Origin of the sequence: Isoptericola sp. NPDC057391 (genome assembly GCF_042668085.1) — a bacterium.
Taxonomy (GTDB): Bacteria; Actinomycetota; Actinomycetes; order Actinomycetales; family Cellulomonadaceae; genus Isoptericola.
Window position 1 is genome coordinate 42,108 of the sequence record NZ_JBHVBO010000007.1, and the last position, 18,865, is coordinate 60,972.

The window sequence follows — 18,865 nt, forward strand, 5'->3', positions numbered from 1 at the left end:
TCCGGGGCGTTCGATGTGCCGGGGTGAGGGAGCCCGTCAGCCCTCGGCGGCCTCCAGACCCGTGACCGCGGTGGCGAGGGCGTCCGACGCCGCGTCGACGGCGCCCTGGTCGGCAGTCGTGTCGTCTCGGACGGTCCGTGCCGCGGTCCGTGCGTCGGCGAGCGATGCCCATGACGCGGGCGTCCACTCGCCCTCAGCCAGGTCGGCCGTCTCGGCGAGGTAGAGGTCGAGCGCGCTGCGGTCGAGCGTGCTCGAGATCAGCTCGACCTCCGCAAGGTTGGTGTTGCCCGACGGCGCGAGCACCCGCACGGCATCCGCCGTCACCGGCGCGTCGAGGTCGAGCCGGTTCCAGCCGTCGGTGACGCCCTTCGCCGTGGTGAGGGTCGACCAGGTGCCACCGCCGTCGTCCGAAGCCTGGACCTGGACGCCCTCGGCCCGGGACACGTACCCGGCGCGGGGCAGGAGGCGCACCCCGGCCACGGGGAGGTCGCCGCCCTCCGGCCGCACGGTCACCCAGCCCGACGACGAGGTCGTGTCGGTGAACGTGGCCGGGTCGCCGTCGAACATCGCCCAGCCGTTGGCCGCGGCGTCGCGCGTGCCGTCCCACGACGGCGAGCTGGCGGTGACCCAGGCGGGGTCGACGTCGACCGTCTCGACGACCGGCTCCTCGAGCAGTCCCCATGCCGCGAGCGCGCGCCGCACGAGCGCCGGCTCGTCCGCGTCCGGGTCCTCGGCGGCAGCCGCCACGGCGTCGATCTCGCGCTCGAACAGGACCACCGAGCCCCGGGACGAGGTCGTCAGGTCCGCCTCGCGCGCGGCGCCGAGCACGTCGGCGAGCGTCGCCTCGGTGCGGACGCCGTCGATCCGGAAGTCGGCGAGCGACCAGATCCCCGGGTATGCGGGATCGGTCGGCGGGCCGGGCTCGTCCACCTGGAGCCGCACGTACCGGTAGCGCTCGTCCCGCAGCTCGGGCCGGACGTCGAGGTACTCGACCTCGGTGTCGTCGCCCACGCTGGGGTGCTCGGTCAGGAGCGTCCACGACTCGCCGTCGACGGACCCGTAGACGTTGGTCCCCTGAGAACGGTTGGCGAAGGTGTCGCGGGCCAGCAGCCCGAACTTGTCGGCCTGCACCCGGTAGCCCAGGCCGAAGTCGAGCTCGACCGACACGTCCCTGCGGTCGCCCCAGGTGGTCTGGTTGGACCCGTCGACGAGGGCCAGCAGCGTCTGCCGGGTGAGCTCGGGGGACGTCGCCGTCAGCGAGTAGTCGAGGGTGCCGTCCGCAAGCCTCGGGTCGAGCAGGTCGAGGCCGTCGACGGCGACGCGCAGGTCCTCGAGCAGCCCCGCGAACTCCTCGGCACCGGAGTCCAGGCCGGCGCGCGCGGCGGCCTCGGCCTCGGCGACCGGCGCCCAGCTCTCGGTCGTGTACGCGGCCTGCTCGGCCAGGCCGTCCAGCGACGCCGTGACCGCAGCCTCCCGGTCGCGCGCCACCGTCACGGTGACCGGCAGCGTCGTCGTCGCCTCGCCGTCGTCCGCCACGACGAGCAGCTCCTGGTCGCCGCCACCGGAGGGCGTCCAGCTCAGCAGTCCGTCCTCGTCGATCGTCGCGCCGCGCGGCGCCCCCTGGAGGGAGATCGCGCGCCCGGAGTCGGCGTCGGTCACGGCGACACGACGTGCCAGCGGCTCGCCCGCGACCGCGACGAAGGACAGCGACGGCGCGTCCTCGAACACGGGCGGGCTCAGCGTGCTCGTCGCGTCGGCGACCACCCCGCCGACGTCGACGGGCCCGCGCGCCCCTGGCACGCGGAGGTACAGGATGTGCTGCCCGACCTGCTTGCCCGCCTTCGTCGCAGCGCCCAGGTCGACCCAGACGGTCGTCCACTCCCCCTTCGTGTCCGGGAGAGCAAGCTCGGCGAACGGCTCGGCCGACGCCGTGGCGGACGCCTGCAGCGTCGCCCGGCCGTGCGTGCGCACACGGATCCCGGCGAGCGACGTCTTCGACGTGTCGCCCCAGACCATGCGGCGGATCGCGACCGTCGCGTCCCCGCGGCGTGGGTTCAGACGCGCGACGTCCGCACCGTCGTCGTCCGTCAGGAGCTTTGCGCCGCGTCCGACGGCGAGGCCGTACCGCACCGGGGAGACCTCGGCCGACGGCGCCGGCTGCGGCACCGGCACGTCCTGCGCGGCGAGCTCCTCGGGGAACGCGAGCCAGTACTCCGAGTCGGTGAAGTCCGAGCCGCGCGTGTTCCAGAAGTTCTCCACGGACGCGCCGTACCGGTACAGCGGCCCGTCGGACCGCTCGTGGAGCCGCGCCACCCAGGGCGCCTCCTTCTCCACGTCCACGCCCTCGACGTACGTGTACTGGTAGTAGAGGTCGTTCATGAGGTCGCGGAGCCGGCCCCGGTACGCCTGCGACAGCGCGCCCGCGCCACCCGACGTGTCGATGAACGGTGGCTCGCCGCCCATCATGAACTGGGCGAAGGCGTCCGCGCCGTGGAGCAGCCGGTTGTCGAGGAACCCGTAGGGCGACACGGCGTCGGGGGCGTCGGACACGGTCCCGTGCACCGGGTCGAGGCGGGTGCCCTGGTTCTGGATCATGCGCGCGGCGGCGCTCAGCGTGGTGATGTCGCCCTCGGCGTGGGCCTGGTCGCGACCCATCTCGACGAGCTCGACGAAATCCTTCCCGTACGGGTTCAGCGGGTCGTCGGCGTCGATCTCGCGGATCAGTGACGACAGCCCGCCGTTGACGTCGCCGCCGTTGATCGTGTGCTCGCTCTCGTAGGTCGAGTTCACCGAGAACCACTCGACACGCTCGGCGTACAGGTCGGGGTCGTCGAGGAAGATGGCCGCCGCGAGCATCCCGACGACGCCGTAGGTGTGCTGGTTCCACAGCCGGTTCTGGGAGTACAGGAAGGTCGTGAGCGTGGGCCTCACGAGGTTCTCCTCCATGCGCTGCTGGTCACGCTCGGTCCACCGCAGGTCGTAGCCGTCGAGCGCGTCCTGGCCCGGCGCGGTCGACCGGACAACCTCGGCGGCGGCGACGAAGTAGTACAACGGCACGCCCGTGTGGATGTGCGCGTCCGGGAAGTACGCGTACTTCTCCGGGTCCAGGCCGCTCCACGAACGCAGCACGTGCAGGGCGTTCGCGCGGTACACCTCGTCACCGGTCGTCGCGTACATCAGGGCCTGAGTGAGAGCACCGAGGCTGTCGTCGTGGGCACGCGAGCGCATCGCGACCTTGTCGTACGCGTCGTCCTTGGGCACGTCGTCGGCCCCTTGGTTCTGCGCGACGTACGTCGACGAGGCGTACTTCGTCTGCGCCATCGCGGCGTAGTGGCTCGCCCACGGCTCGACGCCGTCCGCCACCTGGCGCTGCACGTTACGCAGCTGGTCGGCGGTCACGCCGACCCCGGGGTGGGAGAATCCGGCGTCGCTGACGGTCTCGGTCACCTCGACCGGGGCGGCCGTCCGGGTCGACGCCGCCTCCTGGGCGACGCTCGCCGTCGCCGGGGCGACCAGCCCGGCCGCGGCCGTCACCACCGCGAGGAGGAGCGCCGTGGGCCGGAGCCGGGCGCGCCACGTGGTCGTTCGCATCTGAGTTCCCCTCTCGAACCTGCCTCGTCGCAGCGAGCGCGCATGAGCACGCTCACATTCGGATCATGGGATATCGTTATCTCGGGACGCTAGCAGCGATCGCCCTGCGACACCAGGGCGCGCGAGAGGGCCATCGCGAACGACCAGGGAGAGCGATCGCCAGGCTCGGCCCCCTTGACAACCGCGCCACGGTGGAGCAATCTCGGGACAACGTTTTCCCCTCTCACGAAGGAGTGATGATGCGCACGACACGCAGGTACGTGTCCGCGGTCGCCGTCATGGCTGTCGGAGCGATGGCGCTCACGGCCTGCGGCAGCACCCCTGACCCGGGCAGCGACGACGGGTCGCCCGACGCCGCGTCCGGGCCGGTCACGATCGACGTCTGGGGCTGGAACGCGGAGACCGGCAAACAGGTCGCCGAGGCCTTCAACGCCGCCCAGGACGACATCCGGGTCAACTACGTGCTCGCGGCGTCGAACACCGCGACGCAGACGAACTTCCAGAACCTCATGGCGTCCGGCGACGAGGCCGTCCCGTGCCTGGTCCAAGGCTTCGCGGGGCTCACGAGCATGGTCGCCAACGGCTGGGCCGAGGACGTCACCGAGTACGTCGACAAGCACCCGGACACCTGGAGCGACGGCGCCAAGGCCGCCGCCGAGGTGAACGGTGCGTACTACGGCGTGCCGTCGGGTGTCGACGCCCAGTTCGCGCTGGTCAACCAGCCCGCGCTGGACAAGATCGGGGCCGAGGCCCCGGCCACCTGGGAGGACGTGCTCGCACTGGCGCCGAAGCTGAAGAAGGAGGGCATCGACACCCTCAATCTCCCCGGGGAGGATCCGAGCGGGTTCATCAACCTCGCCCAGCAGGCCGGTGCCGAGTGGTTCGCCATCGACGGCGACCAGTGGAAGATCGACCTGCTCGACGAGAGCACCCTCGAGGCCGCCGACTTCTACCAGGAGCTCATCGACGGCGACTATGTGTCCAACGAGACGTACCAGGACCGGCCGGCCCTGTACAACTACTTCGACTCCGGCAAGCTGGCCATCGTGCCTCTCGCCTGGTGGTCGATGGCCGGCTACGAGACCAACTTCTCGGAGTCCCTGGGCGACTGGCACGCGATCATGAACCCGAGCTTTGCGGCGAACCCGGACGCGGGCGTGCCGGGGCGCAACAACCCCTCGTTCGTCCCCGCGGGCTGCGAGCACCCCGAGGCCGCCGTCGAGTTCTCGGCCTGGCTCGCCACCCCGGAGGGCATCGAGGCCGGCCGGGACGGCGAGACCGGGGCGATCGGCTTCCCCGCGCAGATCCCCGACGCCTCGGACTACGTGGACGAGATCGTGCCGAAGGACCTCACCGACCAGTCCCCCGACGAGGTCGGGAAGATCGTGGTCGACTCGCAGGCCGCGGCCATCGGCAAGTTCGAGATGGGGCCGAACGCGGACGCCTGGTTCCCCGAGCTGCAGGACCAGTGGGGCAAGGCGGTCGCCGGGAAGCAGACCCTCGAGGAGGCCCTCACCCACGTCCAGGAGTTCATCACGAAGGACCTGGACTCCAAGGGCATCGCGTACACGATCGACTGACGTCGCGGGCCCGGGCGGGAACGCCGCCCGGGCTCGCCGTCGCGGCACAGCAAGGAAGTGACACCGATGTCCGTCCAGTCAGTCGCCGGGCGCCCGCGCGTCCCGTGGCGCACCGCCCAGAAGTGGAAGGGCGCGTCCTTCACGTTCCCCTTCGTCGTGGGGTTCGCCCTCTTCACCCTCGTCCCGGTGTTCCTCGGCCTGTCCGAGACCTTGTACACCACCAAGAGCGCGGGCGGGCTCGGGCTCGGCGGCGAGGAGGTCGTGTCCTTCACCGGGCTGGCCCAGATCTTCACGGCTGCCCAGGACCCGACCTTCTGGGCCGGCATGGGTCGCGTGTTCGGCTTCGGGCTCGTCGTCGTGCCGCTGGTCCAGGGGATCGCGCTCGTCATGGCGCTCCTGCTCGACGCCCTCCGGCGCAAGGTCGTGGGGCGGTTCCGGCTGGCACTGCTGCTGCCCTACATGATCCCGGGGATGATCGCGACGATGATCTGGCTGTACCTGTACAGCCCGGCCGTCGGCCCCCTCACCGCCGTGCTCGACTCGATCGGCCTGCACGTGGACTTCTTCTCCAGCGGCATGGTCTGGGTGTCGATGGGCAACCTCGTGGTCTGGAACACGATCGGCTTCAACATGCTGATCCTGTACGGCTCCCTGCAGTCCGTGCCGGGCGAGATCTTCGACGCGGCACGCGTCGACGGCGCCGGTGACCTCCGGATCGCCTGGTCGATCAAGGTGCCGTTCGTACGCGCCTCCCTCGTCCTGACCATGCTCCTGTCGATCATCGGCACGGTGCAGCTCTTCGCCGAGCCCACGCTGTTCCGCACGGTCGCGCCCGAGACCATCACTCGCGACTTCACCCCGGCGATGTACATCTACGACCAGGCGTTCATGGTCGGCAACATCAACTACGCGACGGCCCTGTCGATCGTGCTGGCCCTGGTGGTCGGCGTCGTCTCCGCCGTCGTCTACCGCGCGACGAACAAGGCGGACGAGGCATGAGCACCATCACGCAGAGCACCGACGCCGACGGCGCCGCCCCGGTCGAGGCGGTCGCCGGACCGCCGGGCCGACGTCCGGCCCGACGCCGCCGCGAGGAGGTCGAGGCGGCGGCCGCGTCCCGCGGCGCGAACCGCTGGTTCGTGCTGGCCGCCCTGTTCGCCTTCGTCCTGTACTCGGTCGGTCCCGTGTGGTGGCTGATCGTCGCGGCCACCAAGACGAAGCAGCAGCTGTACCGCACCAACGGCCTGTGGTTCGCCGACCTCAACCTGGTCGAGAACCTGCAGGCGCTCTTCACCTACCAGGACGCGATCTACCCGCGCTGGCTGGCCAACACGGCCCTGTACGGCCTCGCGAGCTCCGTGGGCCTGACGCTCGTCTCACTCGCCGCGGGCTACGGCCTGGCCCGGTACTCGTACCGGGGCAAGGGGCTGACGATGGCCTTCGTCATCGGGTCGTTCCTCATCCCCGGTGTGCTGCTCACCATCCCCTCATACCTGCTGTACGTACGGCTCGGCATCTTCGACACCGTCTGGTCGATGATCCTCCCGGGCTTCTTCAGCGCCTTCTCCGTCTATCTCGCCAAGGTGTACGCGCAGGGCGCGGTCCCTGCCGAGCTCATGGAGGCCGCCCGCCTCGACGGCGCGGGCGAGTACCGGATCTTCTTCCAGATCGGCCTGCGGCTGCTGTCCACCGCCGGCGCCACCATCTTCCTGCTGCACTTCGTGGGCACCTGGAACGCCTTCATGGGGCCGCTGGTGTTCCTGCGCACGGCCGAGAAGTGGCCCGTGATGGTGGGGCTGTACTCATGGCTGCAGCGCGGCACGGACTCCCAGTACGACCTCACGGGCCTGGTCATCACCGGCGCCCTCGTCGCCTCCATCCCCATGGTGCTGCTGATGATCTCCATGCAGCGCTACTGGAAGAGCGGCGTCACGCTGGGCAGCCTGAAGTAGGGGGCCCGGCGGGGAACGGGCAGCCCTATCGTGACTGCTTGCAACTTGCTAGCATCGTTCCATGTCCACCCTGTACGTGCGCGACGTCCCCCCGGCGGTCTCCGAGACGCTCAAGCGACGTGCCGCCGAGGCCGGGATGTCGCTGTCCGCCTACCTCGCCGCCGAGCTGACACGGATGGCGTCCCGGCCGAGCAACGCCGAGATCGCCGAACGGCTGCGGGCTCGTGAGCGTGCGTCCGGCCCCACGGCGGACGAGATCGTCGATGCACTCCGCGCCGGCCGCCGATGATCGTCGTCGACGCCTCGGCGATGGTCGAGGCGCTGATCGGGCGTGACGCCGACCCGGAGCTCCTCGATGCGCTCGCGGACGACCTGCACGCTCCGCACCTGCTCGACGTCGAGGTGCTCTCGGTGCTCCGAGGCCTCACGCTCGCCGGCAAGCTGGTCGGCCCGGCCGCCGATGACGCCCGGGCCGACTACTTCGCGCTCACGATCGTCCGCCACGAGATCGAGGCCCTCGCCGACCGCGTCTGGGAGCTCCGCCAGAACTTCACGACCTATGACGCGGCGTACCTGTCACTCGCCGAAGCTCTCGGCGCACCGCTCCTGACGTGCGACCACAAGCTGATCGGCACGGCTCACAGGGCCGACGTCCGCGTCTTCCCACGGGCGGGGACGGCCTGAACGCCACGATCAGCGCGCGCTGACGCGGAGGCGCAGCAGTCGCGCGGCGGTCGGGCCGGACAGCGCGAGGCGGAGCCGGCCGTCGACGACCTCGACCGTCCCGCCGCCCCAGCTCGGGTGCACGACGGCGACGTCCAGCACGCGCAGCCCGTGCAGCGGCAGCTCCACGACCGCGGGCAGGGCGTCCGCGCTCGGCCGGTCGTCGTCGCGCCGCCACACCGCGAGCAGGACGTCGTCGCCGTCCCGGGCGCCCACGGCGACCCACGGGTCGCGCCAGCCGGGCAGCCCCAGCGGCCAGACCGGCGTCGAGCGCGCGAGCATCGCCCGGAACCCGCGGTAGGCCGTCAGCGCGTCGCGCACCACCGCGCGTCCGGCCTCGTCGAGCGTGTCGATCCGGCCGGCGAGGTGCACGCGCGACAGCAGCGCCGTCGTCGTCGAGAAGGCAAGCTCCTCGCTGGTCATCGTGCCGTCGACGGACGCCCACACCCCGGCCTGCTCGGGCGGCAGGACCAGGGGTGCGGCGGCCGCGATGGGCGGCGTGGCCCGGTAGTCCTGCTGGTCCGTAAGGGACTGGATCGGGAAGGTGCGCGCGCTGGCGGCGTCGGTGCGCGACCCGCCGGCCGCGCATCCCTCCACCACCAGCCCGGGGTGCCGGTCCATGACGCCCGCGACCCAGTCGAGGAACGCCCGCGAGTGGCCGAGCAGTCCCGCGCCGACCGGCTCGCCTACCCCGGCGTCGGTGCCCGGCCCGGTGTCCACGTTGTAGTCCAGCTTGAGGTAGGCCAGGTCGAGCTCGGCGACGAGCCGATCGACGACGGTGTCCAGGTGCGCGCGGGCGGCGGGGTGGCGCAGGTCGAGCTGGTAGCGACCCCACTCGGCGACCCGGACGCCGTCGCGCTGGAAGAACGCGGCGTCGGGCAGGGTGCGTGCCACCGGGCTGCGGACGCCGACGACCTCCGGCTCGAGCCACAGCCCGGCCTTCATGCCGCGGGCGCGGACGTGGTCGAGGACCGCGGCCAGCCCGCCGCCCGGGAAGCGCGTGACCGACGGCCGCCAGGCGCCGACGGAATCCCACCACCCACCCTGCTCGTCGTCGTACCAGCCGGCGTCCATGACGTAGTACTCGGCGCCCAGGTCGGCGGCCGCGTCCACGAGGGGCAGCACGCGTTCCGCGGTCGGGTCGGACATCAGCGCGTTGAGGAAGTCGTTGTAGACGACGGGCAGGCCGTCGTGGTCGGGGTGCGGACGGCGGCTGCGACGCCGGTGGGCAGTGAGCGCTGCGGCCACCCTCTCGAGCGTCGCCGTCCCCCCCGCGGGGGCGCCCGGCACGACGGCCAGGTGCACCGGCACGGTCCGGAACTGCTCCCCGGGGGCGAGGCGCGCGGACCACTGGTGCTCCAGGGCCGTCGGGCCCGACACGGCGAGGTAGACGTCGTCGTAGCGGTCGCCGAGCTCGGCGTGCCAGGCGCCGTTCGTCTCCGCCTGCCACGCGAGCATCCGCCCGGTCCGCGCGTCCTCGACGACCCCTGTCGCGAGGTGCTCCGCGGTGGACCAGGCGCCCGTGGAGGTGAGGCTCACGCGGTTCTTCGAGCCGACCTGACCGAAGCGGACCATACCCACGTCGATCAGCCCGCGTTCAGCGAGGGTGCTGCGCCGCCAGCGGTACTCCCCGCTCCAGGGGTTCGCGGCCTCCCAGACGGCGAGCTCGTCCTCCCAGCGTGCCCCGTGCCCGAGCCCGGACACGACGCCGGTCGTGGCGTGGTCGACGACGGCCTCGGCCGTCGCGGTGATCTCGGCCCACGACCGCAGCACGGGGACGCCGACCGCGGCCTCGTAGTGCACGACGGCGCGCAACCCCGTCTCGTCCTCGGCGACCTGCAGGCGCAGGGCCTCGACGTCGCCGTGCCGCTCCCGGTCGATGCCGACCAGGCGCAGGCGCTGCGCGGCGGCGCCGTCCACGTGCCGCTTGCCCGACGTCCCGTGCCGGCCGTCGCCGAGCACCGCCACCTCGAGGACGGGCAGGGCCGAGCGGCGCAGCCCGTCGAGGTCCGGCCGACCCTCGTCGACGTGCCAGAGCGCCACGAGCCGGGGCGCGGTGTCCGGGCCGTGGGCGATCGCGACGCGGAGCACGTCGGTGCCCCACTCGAGCCGCTGCTCCGTGTCGGCGGCCAGTCCGGGAAGGTCGACGGTCATGCGGTCACCTCCGCGTCCGCCACGAGCCCGGTCACGGGGTCGATCGTCCAGGCGTCGAGCCACTCGATCGTGGCGGCGCCGTCGGCGACGCGGACCGGCAGCCAGACGGGGGCGGAGTGCGCCAGGTCGTCGGGGTCCCAGCGGTCGCCGACATAGACGTGCGTCGTGGCCTCCGTGCCGCGCACGGTCACGACCGTCGAGGTCTGCGAGTCGTAGGTGGCGGAGCCGGGCGGGGCGACGTCGGCCCAGTCGCTCCAGGGTCCCGCCGGCGACGGCGCCCAGGCGACCTTGTTGTCGTTGGTGGCCCAGCCGGTGAGCTCGGAGCCGAACAGGTAGTACCGCCCGTCGTGCTCGATCATCGCCGGCGACTCGTACCCGTGCGGACCCGCGGGATGGTCGCTCGGCGGCGTGAGGGTGGTCGACACGATCTCCTCGACGCCCAGGTAGTCCGGCGTGAGCCGGTAGACGTGCAGGCCGTTCTCCCGGTCCTCGCTCAGCAGGTACCCCGTGCCGTCGGCGTCGGCGAAGACGCCGATGTCGCGGCTGGCGTGGCCCAGCGGTCGCTCCGAGCGCAGGTAGGTGTACGGCCCCTCGGGACGGTCCGCGACCGCCCAGCCGACCCGGGCGTCGGCGTAGTCCGGCGAGTCCACGTGCAGGAACATCACGTGGCGCCCGTCGGGGTGCCGCAGCACCTTGGGTCGCTCGATCACCCGGCCGGGAGCGAGGTCGGGCACGGCGGGGTCGACGGCGAGGGCGTGCCCGCGGAAGGTCCACGTCGCCAGGTCGGGCGAGGAGTAGCAGGCCACCCCGGCGAACGTCTGCCCGTGCGCCTTGTCCTCGCCCCACGCGTAGAAGAGGCCGTCGAGGTGCTGGACCCCGACGCCGTGGAGCTGGGCGACGGACCCATGCTGGTCGACGAAGAGCCGCCCGGGCGCGACGACGCCCCGGGGTGCGGACGATGGAGTGGGCACACGACCTCCTTGGCGAGACACGAGGATAACGTTATCACCTTGAGATTCCTCGCCAGTCCGCCGTGTCGGGGGCGGGCTGGGCAAACTTTCTCGCGCTCTCGTATCCTCGGCGCATGGCCCCACCACAGGCGTACCGCGCCCCCGTCCTGGCCGACGTCGCCAAGGCGGCCGGCGTCTCCGTGCCCACGGTCTCGCGCGTGCTGAACGGCTCGAAGTACGTGGCTCCCGAGCTCGCCGAGCGCGTGCACGACGCCGTCCGCGAGCTGGGCTACCGCCCCAACAGCGCCGCGCGGTCGATGCGCTCGGGCCGCCGCACGCTGGTCTCCGTGCTCGCGAGCGCGACGGCGAACTATGGCTACGCCCGCACCCTGCAGGGCGTCGAGGTCGCAGCGCGCGAGGCCGGGATGTCCGTGTCGATCACGGTCGTCGAGTCGGCGGAGCCGGAGCACGTGACCCGGGCCGTCGACCTGGCTCTGGCCCAGCCCACCGCCGGCGCCCTGGTCCTCGAGTTCGACCGCGCGGGCATCCAGGCCGGCCGCGCGCTACCGGAGGGGCTGCCGGTCGTCGTCGCTGGCGGCGGGTCGCGCCGGACCGGCGGCCGGCCGGCCGCGCTCATCGACGAGCGAGCCGCCGGGCGTCAGGCCACCGAGTACCTGCTGCGGCTCGGCCATTCGACGGTGCACCACATCGCGGGCCCGACCGAGGGCAAGCACTCCGGGCGCACGGAGGGCTGGCGGGCCGCGCTGCAGGCCGCCCAGGTGCCGGTGCCGCCGGTCATGAACGCCGAGTGGGACGCCGCCGCGGGCTACCGCTGGGGCGAGCGGCTGGCCGCACGGGACGATGTCACCGCCGTCTTCTGCGGCAACGACGAGCTGGCGATCGGACTCATGCGCGCGCTGTCCGACCGCGGCCGGCGCGTGCCCGAGGACGTGTCGGTGGTCGGCTTCGACGACCAGCCCCTCGTGGCGCTGTGGCAGCCGTCGCTCACCACGGTCGACCAGGACTTCGAGGATCTCGGCGCGCGGGCCTTCGGCCTGCTGCAGCGCCTGATCGACGGCGAGGACGACGTGCCTGCGTCGGTCGCCACGCCGCAGCTCGTCGTCCGCGAGTCGACGGCGCCTCCGCGGGGGTGACCGCCGATCTCTGACGGGATATCGTTATCCCCGTGCCTGACACCGCGGTCCCGCCACCCACCGATCCTGCCGGCCCTCACCGCCTCGCCGTCGTCCTGTCGATGCGTCCCGCCTCCCTCGCCGACCACCTCCTCGACGCGGCGCTCCGTCGTCGCCTCGAGGAGGTGGCCGATCTGCACCCCGAGGTGCTCACCGAGCTCCACACGCCCGCTGCCCGCGACGCGCTGAGCACGGCCGACGTCCTGCTCACCGGGTGGGGAGCGCCGCCGCTCCCCGACGAGACGTTCGCGGCGGCCACGCGGCTGCGCGCGGTCCTGCACGCCGGCGGCGACGCGTGGCACCTGCTCGGCCCGGACGCGCGCGCCGCCAACCTGGTCGTGACCAACTCGCGCGCCGCCAACAGCGTCCCGGTCGCGGAGTACGCGCAGGCCATGATCGTCCTCGCCGGCAAGCAGGTGCTGCCGGCCGCACGCCGGTACGCCGCGCAGCGCCGGCACCTCGATCGCGAGGAGCACTTCCCGCACGCCGGCAACTTCCGCCGGCGGGTCGGCATCGTCGGGGCCTCCACCACGGGGCGCCTCACGATCGAGCTGCTGCGCCCGTTCGACCTCGACGTCGTCGTGCACGACCCGTACCTGACCGAGGACGATGCGGCCGCGCTCGGCGTCCGCCGGGCCGACCTCGACGACCTGGCCGCCGCTTGCGACGTCGTCTCGATCCACGCGCCCGACCTGCCCGAGACGCGGCACCTGTTCGACGCCCGCAGGCTCGCCCTGCTGCCCGACGGCAGCACCCTGATCAACACCGCGCGCGGCGCGCTCGTCGATACGGACGCCCTCGTCGACGAGCTCCGCACCGGGCGCATCGACGCGATCCTCGACGTCACCGACCCTGAGCCTCTCCCGCCCGGGCACCCGCTCTGGAGCCTGGAGAACGCGCTGCTCACCCCGCACGTGGCCGGGTCGATGGGCAACGAGCTGCTCCGCCTGGGCGACGCCGTCGTCTCGGAGGTCGAGCGCCTCGCCGCCCACCTCGCGCCCGCTCAGTAGCGTCATCACCGCACCCCTGCAACGTTGGAGGAAACCCCCGTGACCGACCTGTCCTCGTCCACGCCCGACCTCGCCCTCGACGCCGTCGTCGACCTCGACGTCCCCGGCCCCACGATCAGCCGCCACCTGTACGGGCACTTCGCCGAGCACCTGGGCCGGTGCATCTACGAGGGCTTCTGGGTGGGCGAGGACTCCGACATCCCGAACGTCGGCGGCATCCGCACGGACGTCGTCGAGGCACTGCGCGAGCTGGCCATCCCGAACCTGCGCTGGCCGGGCGGCTGCTTCGCCGACACGTACCACTGGCGCGACGGCGTGGGCCCGGCGTCCGACCGCCCGCGGATCGTCAACACCCACTGGGGCGACGTCGTCGAGGACAACTCCTTCGGCACGCACGAGTTCATGGCGCTGTGCGACCTGCTCGGCACGGCCCCGTACATCTCGGGGAACGTCGGCTCCGGCACGGTGCAGGAGACCGCGGACTGGGTGGAGTACCTGACGCGCGGCGACGACTCGCCGATGGCGCGCCTGCGCCGCGAGCACGGCCGCGACGAGCCGTGGGGCGTGTCGTTCTTCGGCATCGGCAACGAGCCGTGGGGCTGCGGCGGCAACCTGCGCGCCGACCAGTTCGCCTCGCTCGCCCGCCAGCACGCGACGTACGCGCGCGACCACGGCGGCAACCGCCTGGTGCGGGTCGCGGCGGGCGCGTCGGACGACGACTACGCGTGGACCGAGACGCTCATGCAGCAGGTCGCGAAGCTCGGCGACGCGGAACCCCGCGACCTGTGGCAGATGGTGTCGTTCCACTTCTACACGTTCGCCGGGACGTGGGGCGACAAGGGCGCCGCCACCGAGTTCACGCGCGACGAGTACTGGGCCACGATGCGCAAGGCGCTGGACGTGCGCCGCATCATCGCCGGCCACTCGGCCGTGATGGACGCCTACGACCCGCAGGCCAGGCTCGGGCTCGCGCTCGACGAGTGGGGCACCTGGTGGAACGTGGAGCGCGACACCAACCCGGGCTTCCTGTACCAGCAGAACGCGATGCGCGACGCCCTCGTCGCGGCGGTGCACTTCGACGCCTTCCACGACCACGCCCGCCGGCTGCGCCTGGCCAACATCGCGCAGACGGTGAACGTGCTGCAGTCCATGCTGCTCACGGACGGGGCGAAGATGATCAAGACGCCCACGTTCCACGCGTTCGCGATGAGCGCGGGCCACCACGACGCCGCGAGCCTGCCGGTGCGCGAGCGGTCGCCGCGGGCCACGCACGACGTCGACGGCACGCCGGTCGGGACGGTCTCGGCGTCGGCGTCCACCAAGGACGGCGCGGTGCTCGTGTCGCTGACCAACCTCGACCCCGACGCCCCCGCCACGGTCCGGATCGACCTGCGCGGGCACGCGGTGAGCGACCCGGTCGCGACGGTGCTCGCCGCCGACGACCCCGCCGCGCACAACACCTTCGACGCGCCCGACGCCGTCGAGCCGCGCCCGCTCGACGGCGTGACGCTGGACGGCGGCGTGCTCGTCGTGCAGCTGCCGCCGGCGGCGTTCGCGACGGTGCGGCTCACCGTGAACCAGTAGCCATGATGTGAGACAGATGGTCCCATTGACCGGACAGCGGGTGTAGACCTGGGGCATGACCAGCCCTGACGTCGAGGACCGCACCGTGGCCGACCCCGAGCACCGGTACTGGCGGCGCAACCTCGCCGTCGGCACGGCCGGGTCGTTCACCACGCTCGTCGCGATGACGCTGCTGGTGCCGTTCCTGCCGGAGTACGTACGGCAGCTCGGCGTCGACGACCCGGCCGCCGTCGTGCGCTGGTCCGGCGTCGCGTACGCGGCGTGCTTCCTCACGGCGGCGCTCACCGCGCCGCTGTGGGGAGCGCTCGGCGACCGGTTCGGCCGCAAGTCGATGCTGGTGCGCGCCAGCCTCGGCATGGCGGTCGCGATGACGCTGCTCGGGTTCGTGCAGAGCGTGGAGCAGCTCGTCGCGGTCCGCCTGCTGGTGGGCCTGCTCGGCGGCTACTCCTCCGGGGCCACCATCCTCGTGGCTGCGCAGACGCCGAAGGACCGTAGCGCGTGGGCGCTCGGCGTGCTGTCGTCGGGCATCCTCGCGGGGAACGTCGTCGGGCCGCTGGTCGGCGGCTTCGTGCCCGCGTGGGTGGGCATCCGTCCGACGTTCGTCGTCTGCGGCGCGGCGATCTTCCTGGCGTTCCTCGCCACCGTGCTCCTGCTGCGCGAGCCGCCACGGCCGTCCCGCGCGCCGGTCGCGGCAGGCGCCCGGCGTCCCGGCGCATGGTCGCAGGTACGGCGGCCGGGCGCCGTGGTCGCGCTGCTGGCGACGTCGAGCCTGCTCCTGTTCTCCACGATGTCGATCGAGCCGATCGTCACCGTGTACGTGGAGGATCTGGGGCAGGCGTCCCACGCGGCGGGCGTCGCGGGCGTCCTGATCGCGCTCACAGCCGTGGGGAGCATCGTCGCCGCACCGCGCGTCGGGCGCCTCGCCGATCACGTCGGGCACGCGCGCGTCGTGGTGGCCTGCCTCGCCGCGGCGGGGGTGCTCGCGCTGGCGCAGGCGCTCGTGACGAACGTCTGGCAGCTCGGCGTGCTGCGCGTGCTGCTGGGACTCAGCCTGGGCGGCCTGCTGCCCTCCATCACCGCCGCGATCAGGCACCTCGCCCCGCCCGACGCCGTCGGGCGCATCCTCGGCTACGGCGTCTCCGCGCAGTACGTGGGCCAGGTCGCGGGCCCGGTGCTGGGCGGCGTCGTCGCGGCGCAAGCCGGGCTGCGCGCCGTCTTCGTCGCCACTGCCGTCGTGCTGCTCGCCGCGGCCGCGCTCAACCTCGTGGTACTGCGCCGCGGCGGCGCGCGAGAGCCGCTCGACGGCTCGTCGACCGCGCCCGCCGCCTGAGATCGGTCATCCAATGAATCCTTCCGATCGCCGATTGAATCGTGCTAATTTCCCGTGGCATGACCACATCGGCCGCAATGACGCGGCGCACGTTCGGGAAGCTGGCCGGGATCACCGCGACGGCGTTGCTGCCGTGGGCACAGGCCCCACGCGCCGCCGCCTCGGGTCCGCCTGAGGTCGTCGAGACGGACACCCACGTCGTGGTGGACAACGGCCTCGTCCGCCTCACCGTCGACAAGTCGAATGGTCGGACCACCTCGCTCGTCTACGACGGCGTGAACCTGGTCGGCCGCGGGAACTACGACATGAACACCGTCCGCGAGGGCGGCGGCCTGCCGCTCCCGCCGGCGGACAACCACCTCACCGTCCGGCGCGAGCAGGACTTCGTCGACGTCGCCTACCACCACAGCCCGTCGGGCGACATGCCGTGCTGGCTCGTGCGGCACCACGTCGTGCGCTCGGGCGAGGCGGGGATCCACCTCGCCTACAGCTACGACCACCCGGCGGCGCTGCACGGCTTCCGCACCGACCAGCACCGGTACGTCTTCTACACGGCCGGCGGCGTCTTCACCCACGCCTCGGTCGAGGACGACGCCGACGCCGTCCGCTGGCGCGAGGCCGCCGCCCGCATGCCCACCGGCGACGAGATCTCGCGCGCCGAGATGGTCATGGACGCGACCTACGACCTCGAGGGCACCGGCTCCGCCTACCCCCGCCGCTACTACACGAAGTACGACTGGGCCGTGTCCATGAAGGACCACAGCCTGCACGGGCTGTACGGCAACGGCTTCGGCATGTGGGCGGCGCTGCCGAACCTGGAGGGGTTCAGCGGCGGCCCGGTGCGACAGGACCTGATCCTGCACCAGACCGGCAGCACGCCGGTGCTGCTCGTGGAGCCGCAGGCCACCCACTACGGCGCCCCGCCGGTGCGCGTCGCCGCCGGGCAGGCGTGGCAGAAGACGTACGGCCCGTACTTCGTCTACCTCAACCGGGGCGACGACCCGCGGGCGATGCGCCGCGACGCCGCCCGCCAGGCGCGGTTCGAGCGGCACGCGGAGTTCTACGACCGGCTCGCGATCGAGGGCTGGTCGCCCTCCACCGAGCGGTCCCGCGTGCGCGGCACGGTCCGCGTCCCCGGCGTGCCGAACCTCGACGGCGCCGTCGTCGTGCTCTCCGACAACGGCACCCCCATGCAGGACTCCGTGCTCGGGTACAACTACTGGGCCGACGTCCAGGAGGGCGGCCGGTTCACGATCGACCACGTGCGCCCCGGCACCTACCGCCTCACCGTCTACGGCGGCGGCCTGTGGGGCGAGTACGTGATCGACGACGTCGAGGTCGGCGCCGGCCAGGAGGTCACGCTCGGCCGCATGCTCTGGGAGCCCACGAGCCACGGGCGCACGGTGTTCCAGCTCGGCACGCCCACGCGGGACTCCAGGGAGTTCCGTCATGGCCGCGAGTTCCGGCGCTACGGCCTGTTCGAGTCGTTCCACGACGACTTCCCCGACGGCGTCAGCTACACGGTCGGGAGGAGCACCCCGTGGGACTGGAACTACATCCAGTACCAGCGGTCCTATCCGGTGCAGGCGCCGGAGGGCACGGTGCTGCCGGAGGGCGCGGAGGGCGTCTGGCTGTTCGACTTCGGCACCGCGTCCAGCCCCGTTGCCGCCGGGTACCGGCGGGTCGCGCAGAACACCCTCTACTCCGCGGGGGCGGGCTTCGGCCTCGACCGCACGGTCGACTCGCGGGACCGCGGGTCGGACGGCGACCTGCAGCGCGACTTCGTCGTCGGGTCCGGCTACACCTTCGCGGTCGACCTGCCCGACGGCGAGTACGAGGTCACCGTGCTCTCGGGCGACGACATCGCGGCCAACGCGAGCAGGGTCGCGTTCAACGGCGGCGAGCCGGTGGAGCTCGTCTCGGGCCGCGGCGAGTACGCCGTGCACACCGCGGCGGTGACCGTCACCGGCGGGCGCCTCGACCTGGCGGCGAGCGGGGACGGCCGGATCAACGCCGTCGAGATCCTCGCGGCCGATGCCGCCCTCCCCGTCCTCGAGAGCCTCGCGGTCGACGGCGCAGACCTGGTGCCGGGCTTCAGCACGTTCCGCTCCGACTTCGCCGCCGACCTGCCGTGGGACCAGGAGTCGGTCACCGTCCGCGCCACGGGCCGGGGCGGCGCGCGCGTGACGATCGGGGGCGACGTCGTGCCCGAGGAAGGGCTCGCCGTCCCCCTGCGCGCGCAGCGCACCGTCCTCGAGGTCGTGGTGAGCGACGACGGCGGGGCGGCCCGGCCGACGACGTACCGGCTGCACCTCACCCGGCAGGAGAGCCCGTGGCGCATCCTGTTCGACCTCGACCGCGCGCCGGTGGCCGGGGCGCAGGCCACCCTGACGATCGCGCTGGCCGCGTGGGCGATGGGCTCCGCGCTGCCGGTGCCGCCGGAGAACAGCAACCTCACGATCACGGTCAACGGGGAGCCGTTCGTCTGGACCTTCGGGCCGGAGGACGCCAAGGGGGCGACGTACCGCAGCGCGCGGGGCGGGCGGAACTACACCCGCGAGATCACCTTCGACGCGGCGCTGCTCCGGCCGTCGGGCAACGAGATCACGCTGCAGATCAACGCCGGCGCGGAGCACCTGTGGAACGAGGCCGCGTACGACGCGATCCGGCTCGAGATCGCCTGACGGGCGCGAGCCCGGCCCCCGGTCACGCGGACCGGGGGCCCGGCGCGGGCGGGGCGGGCAGCGACCCACCACCCCCCCGGTGGCGCCCGCGGGGCGCACGTGCCGCCGCCCCCC

The 18,865-nt window shown here is 72.7% G+C and carries 13 protein-coding genes; 10 read left to right on the plus strand and 3 right to left on the minus strand.

What is annotated here, in order from left to right:
- Positions 1–36: 36 nt before the first annotated feature.
- Positions 37–3,591: a discoidin domain-containing protein gene (locus ACFUVW_RS02110; RefSeq protein WP_430569693.1), complete on the minus strand. Its 3,555-nt coding sequence runs from the start codon at positions 3,589–3,591 to the stop codon at positions 37–39.
- Between the two features lie 239 nt (positions 3,592–3,830).
- On the opposite strand from ACFUVW_RS02110, the gene ACFUVW_RS02115 reads away from it, so the two are divergent.
- The 5 genes from ACFUVW_RS02115 to ACFUVW_RS02135 all read left to right on the plus strand — a co-directional run bounded on the left by ACFUVW_RS02115 (position 3,831) and on the right by ACFUVW_RS02135 (position 7,807).
- Positions 3,831–5,171, plus strand: a complete 1,341-nt coding sequence (locus ACFUVW_RS02115) for an ABC transporter substrate-binding protein (RefSeq protein ID WP_430569694.1) — start codon at positions 3,831–3,833, stop codon at positions 5,169–5,171.
- A gap of 66 nt (positions 5,172–5,237) precedes the next feature.
- Positions 5,238–6,170, plus strand: a complete 933-nt coding sequence (locus tag ACFUVW_RS02120) for a carbohydrate ABC transporter permease (RefSeq protein WP_430569695.1) — start codon at positions 5,238–5,240, stop codon at positions 6,168–6,170.
- On the plus strand, positions 6,167–7,123 hold the full coding sequence (locus ACFUVW_RS02125) for a carbohydrate ABC transporter permease (protein WP_430569696.1): 957 nt from the start codon (positions 6,167–6,169) through the stop codon (positions 7,121–7,123). Before ACFUVW_RS02120 ends, ACFUVW_RS02125 begins: the two co-directional genes overlap by 4 nt.
- A 61-nt stretch (positions 7,124–7,184) precedes the next feature.
- On the plus strand, positions 7,185–7,412 hold the full coding sequence (locus ACFUVW_RS02130; RefSeq protein ID WP_430569697.1) for an antitoxin: 228 nt from the start codon (positions 7,185–7,187) through the stop codon (positions 7,410–7,412).
- A complete protein-coding gene (locus tag ACFUVW_RS02135; protein WP_430569698.1) occupies positions 7,409–7,807 on the plus strand; it encodes a type II toxin-antitoxin system VapC family toxin in 399 nt (132 codons plus the stop codon). Before ACFUVW_RS02130 ends, ACFUVW_RS02135 begins: the two co-directional genes overlap by 4 nt.
- 9 nt (positions 7,808–7,816) lie before the next feature.
- On the opposite strand, the gene ACFUVW_RS02140 is transcribed toward ACFUVW_RS02135, so the two are convergent.
- Together ACFUVW_RS02140 and ACFUVW_RS02145 are read right to left on the minus strand one after the other, a co-directional pair.
- Positions 7,817–10,000 carry a glycoside hydrolase family 36 protein gene (locus ACFUVW_RS02140; RefSeq protein WP_430569699.1) on the minus strand — a complete coding sequence of 728 codons (2,184 nt, stop codon included), beginning with the start codon at positions 9,998–10,000 and terminating at the stop codon, positions 7,817–7,819.
- Positions 9,997–10,971: a family 43 glycosylhydrolase gene (locus ACFUVW_RS02145; protein WP_430569700.1), complete on the minus strand. Its 975-nt coding sequence runs from the start codon at positions 10,969–10,971 to the stop codon at positions 9,997–9,999. The genes ACFUVW_RS02140 and ACFUVW_RS02145 overlap by 4 nt, the downstream gene beginning before the upstream one ends.
- Positions 10,972–11,084: 113 nt before the next feature.
- On the opposite strand from ACFUVW_RS02145, the gene ACFUVW_RS02150 reads away from it, so the two are divergent.
- From ACFUVW_RS02150 to ACFUVW_RS02170, 5 genes are read left to right on the plus strand one after another with little or no spacing between them, the layout of a single operon-like run.
- Positions 11,085–12,104, plus strand: a complete 1,020-nt coding sequence (locus tag ACFUVW_RS02150) for a LacI family DNA-binding transcriptional regulator (RefSeq protein ID WP_430569701.1) — start codon at positions 11,085–11,087, stop codon at positions 12,102–12,104.
- A 32-nt stretch (positions 12,105–12,136) separates the two neighbouring features.
- Entirely contained in the window at positions 12,137–13,153 is a 1,017-nt protein-coding gene (locus tag ACFUVW_RS02155) for a hydroxyacid dehydrogenase (protein ID WP_430569702.1), read from the plus strand.
- 39 nt (positions 13,154–13,192) lie between these two features.
- Positions 13,193–14,737, plus strand: a complete 1,545-nt coding sequence (locus ACFUVW_RS02160) for an alpha-N-arabinofuranosidase (RefSeq protein ID WP_430569703.1) — start codon at positions 13,193–13,195, stop codon at positions 14,735–14,737.
- 55 nt (positions 14,738–14,792) lie between these two features.
- Positions 14,793–16,067 (plus strand): MFS transporter, encoded by a 1,275-nt coding sequence (locus tag ACFUVW_RS02165; protein WP_430569704.1) that lies wholly within the window; start codon positions 14,793–14,795, stop codon positions 16,065–16,067.
- 59 nt (positions 16,068–16,126) lie between these two features.
- Entirely contained in the window at positions 16,127–18,751 is a 2,625-nt protein-coding gene (locus ACFUVW_RS02170; protein WP_430569705.1) for a polysaccharide lyase family protein, read from the plus strand.
- Positions 18,752–18,865 lie beyond the last annotated feature (114 nt).

What these genes read in the sequence shown, in the direction of transcription:
- ACFUVW_RS02110 (WP_430569693.1), bottom strand. Translation starts at nt 3,591, where the DNA reads ATGCGAACGACCACGTGGCGCGCCCGGCTCCGGCCCACGGCGCTCCTC.
- ACFUVW_RS02115 (WP_430569694.1), top strand. Translation starts at nt 3,831, where the DNA reads ATGCGCACGACACGCAGGTACGTGTCCGCGGTCGCCGTCATGGCTGTC.
- ACFUVW_RS02120 (WP_430569695.1), top strand. Translation starts at nt 5,238, where the DNA reads ATGTCCGTCCAGTCAGTCGCCGGGCGCCCGCGCGTCCCGTGGCGCACC.
- ACFUVW_RS02125 (WP_430569696.1), top strand. Translation starts at nt 6,167, where the DNA reads ATGAGCACCATCACGCAGAGCACCGACGCCGACGGCGCCGCCCCGGTC.
- ACFUVW_RS02130 (WP_430569697.1), top strand. Translation starts at nt 7,185, where the DNA reads ATGTCCACCCTGTACGTGCGCGACGTCCCCCCGGCGGTCTCCGAGACG.
- ACFUVW_RS02135 (WP_430569698.1), top strand. Translation starts at nt 7,409, where the DNA reads ATGATCGTCGTCGACGCCTCGGCGATGGTCGAGGCGCTGATCGGGCGT.
- ACFUVW_RS02140 (WP_430569699.1), bottom strand. Translation starts at nt 10,000, where the DNA reads ATGACCGTCGACCTTCCCGGACTGGCCGCCGACACGGAGCAGCGGCTC.
- ACFUVW_RS02150 (WP_430569701.1), top strand. Translation starts at nt 11,085, where the DNA reads ATGGCCCCACCACAGGCGTACCGCGCCCCCGTCCTGGCCGACGTCGCC.
- ACFUVW_RS02165 (WP_430569704.1), top strand. Translation starts at nt 14,793, where the DNA reads ATGACCAGCCCTGACGTCGAGGACCGCACCGTGGCCGACCCCGAGCAC.
- ACFUVW_RS02170 (WP_430569705.1), top strand. Translation starts at nt 16,127, where the DNA reads ATGACCACATCGGCCGCAATGACGCGGCGCACGTTCGGGAAGCTGGCC.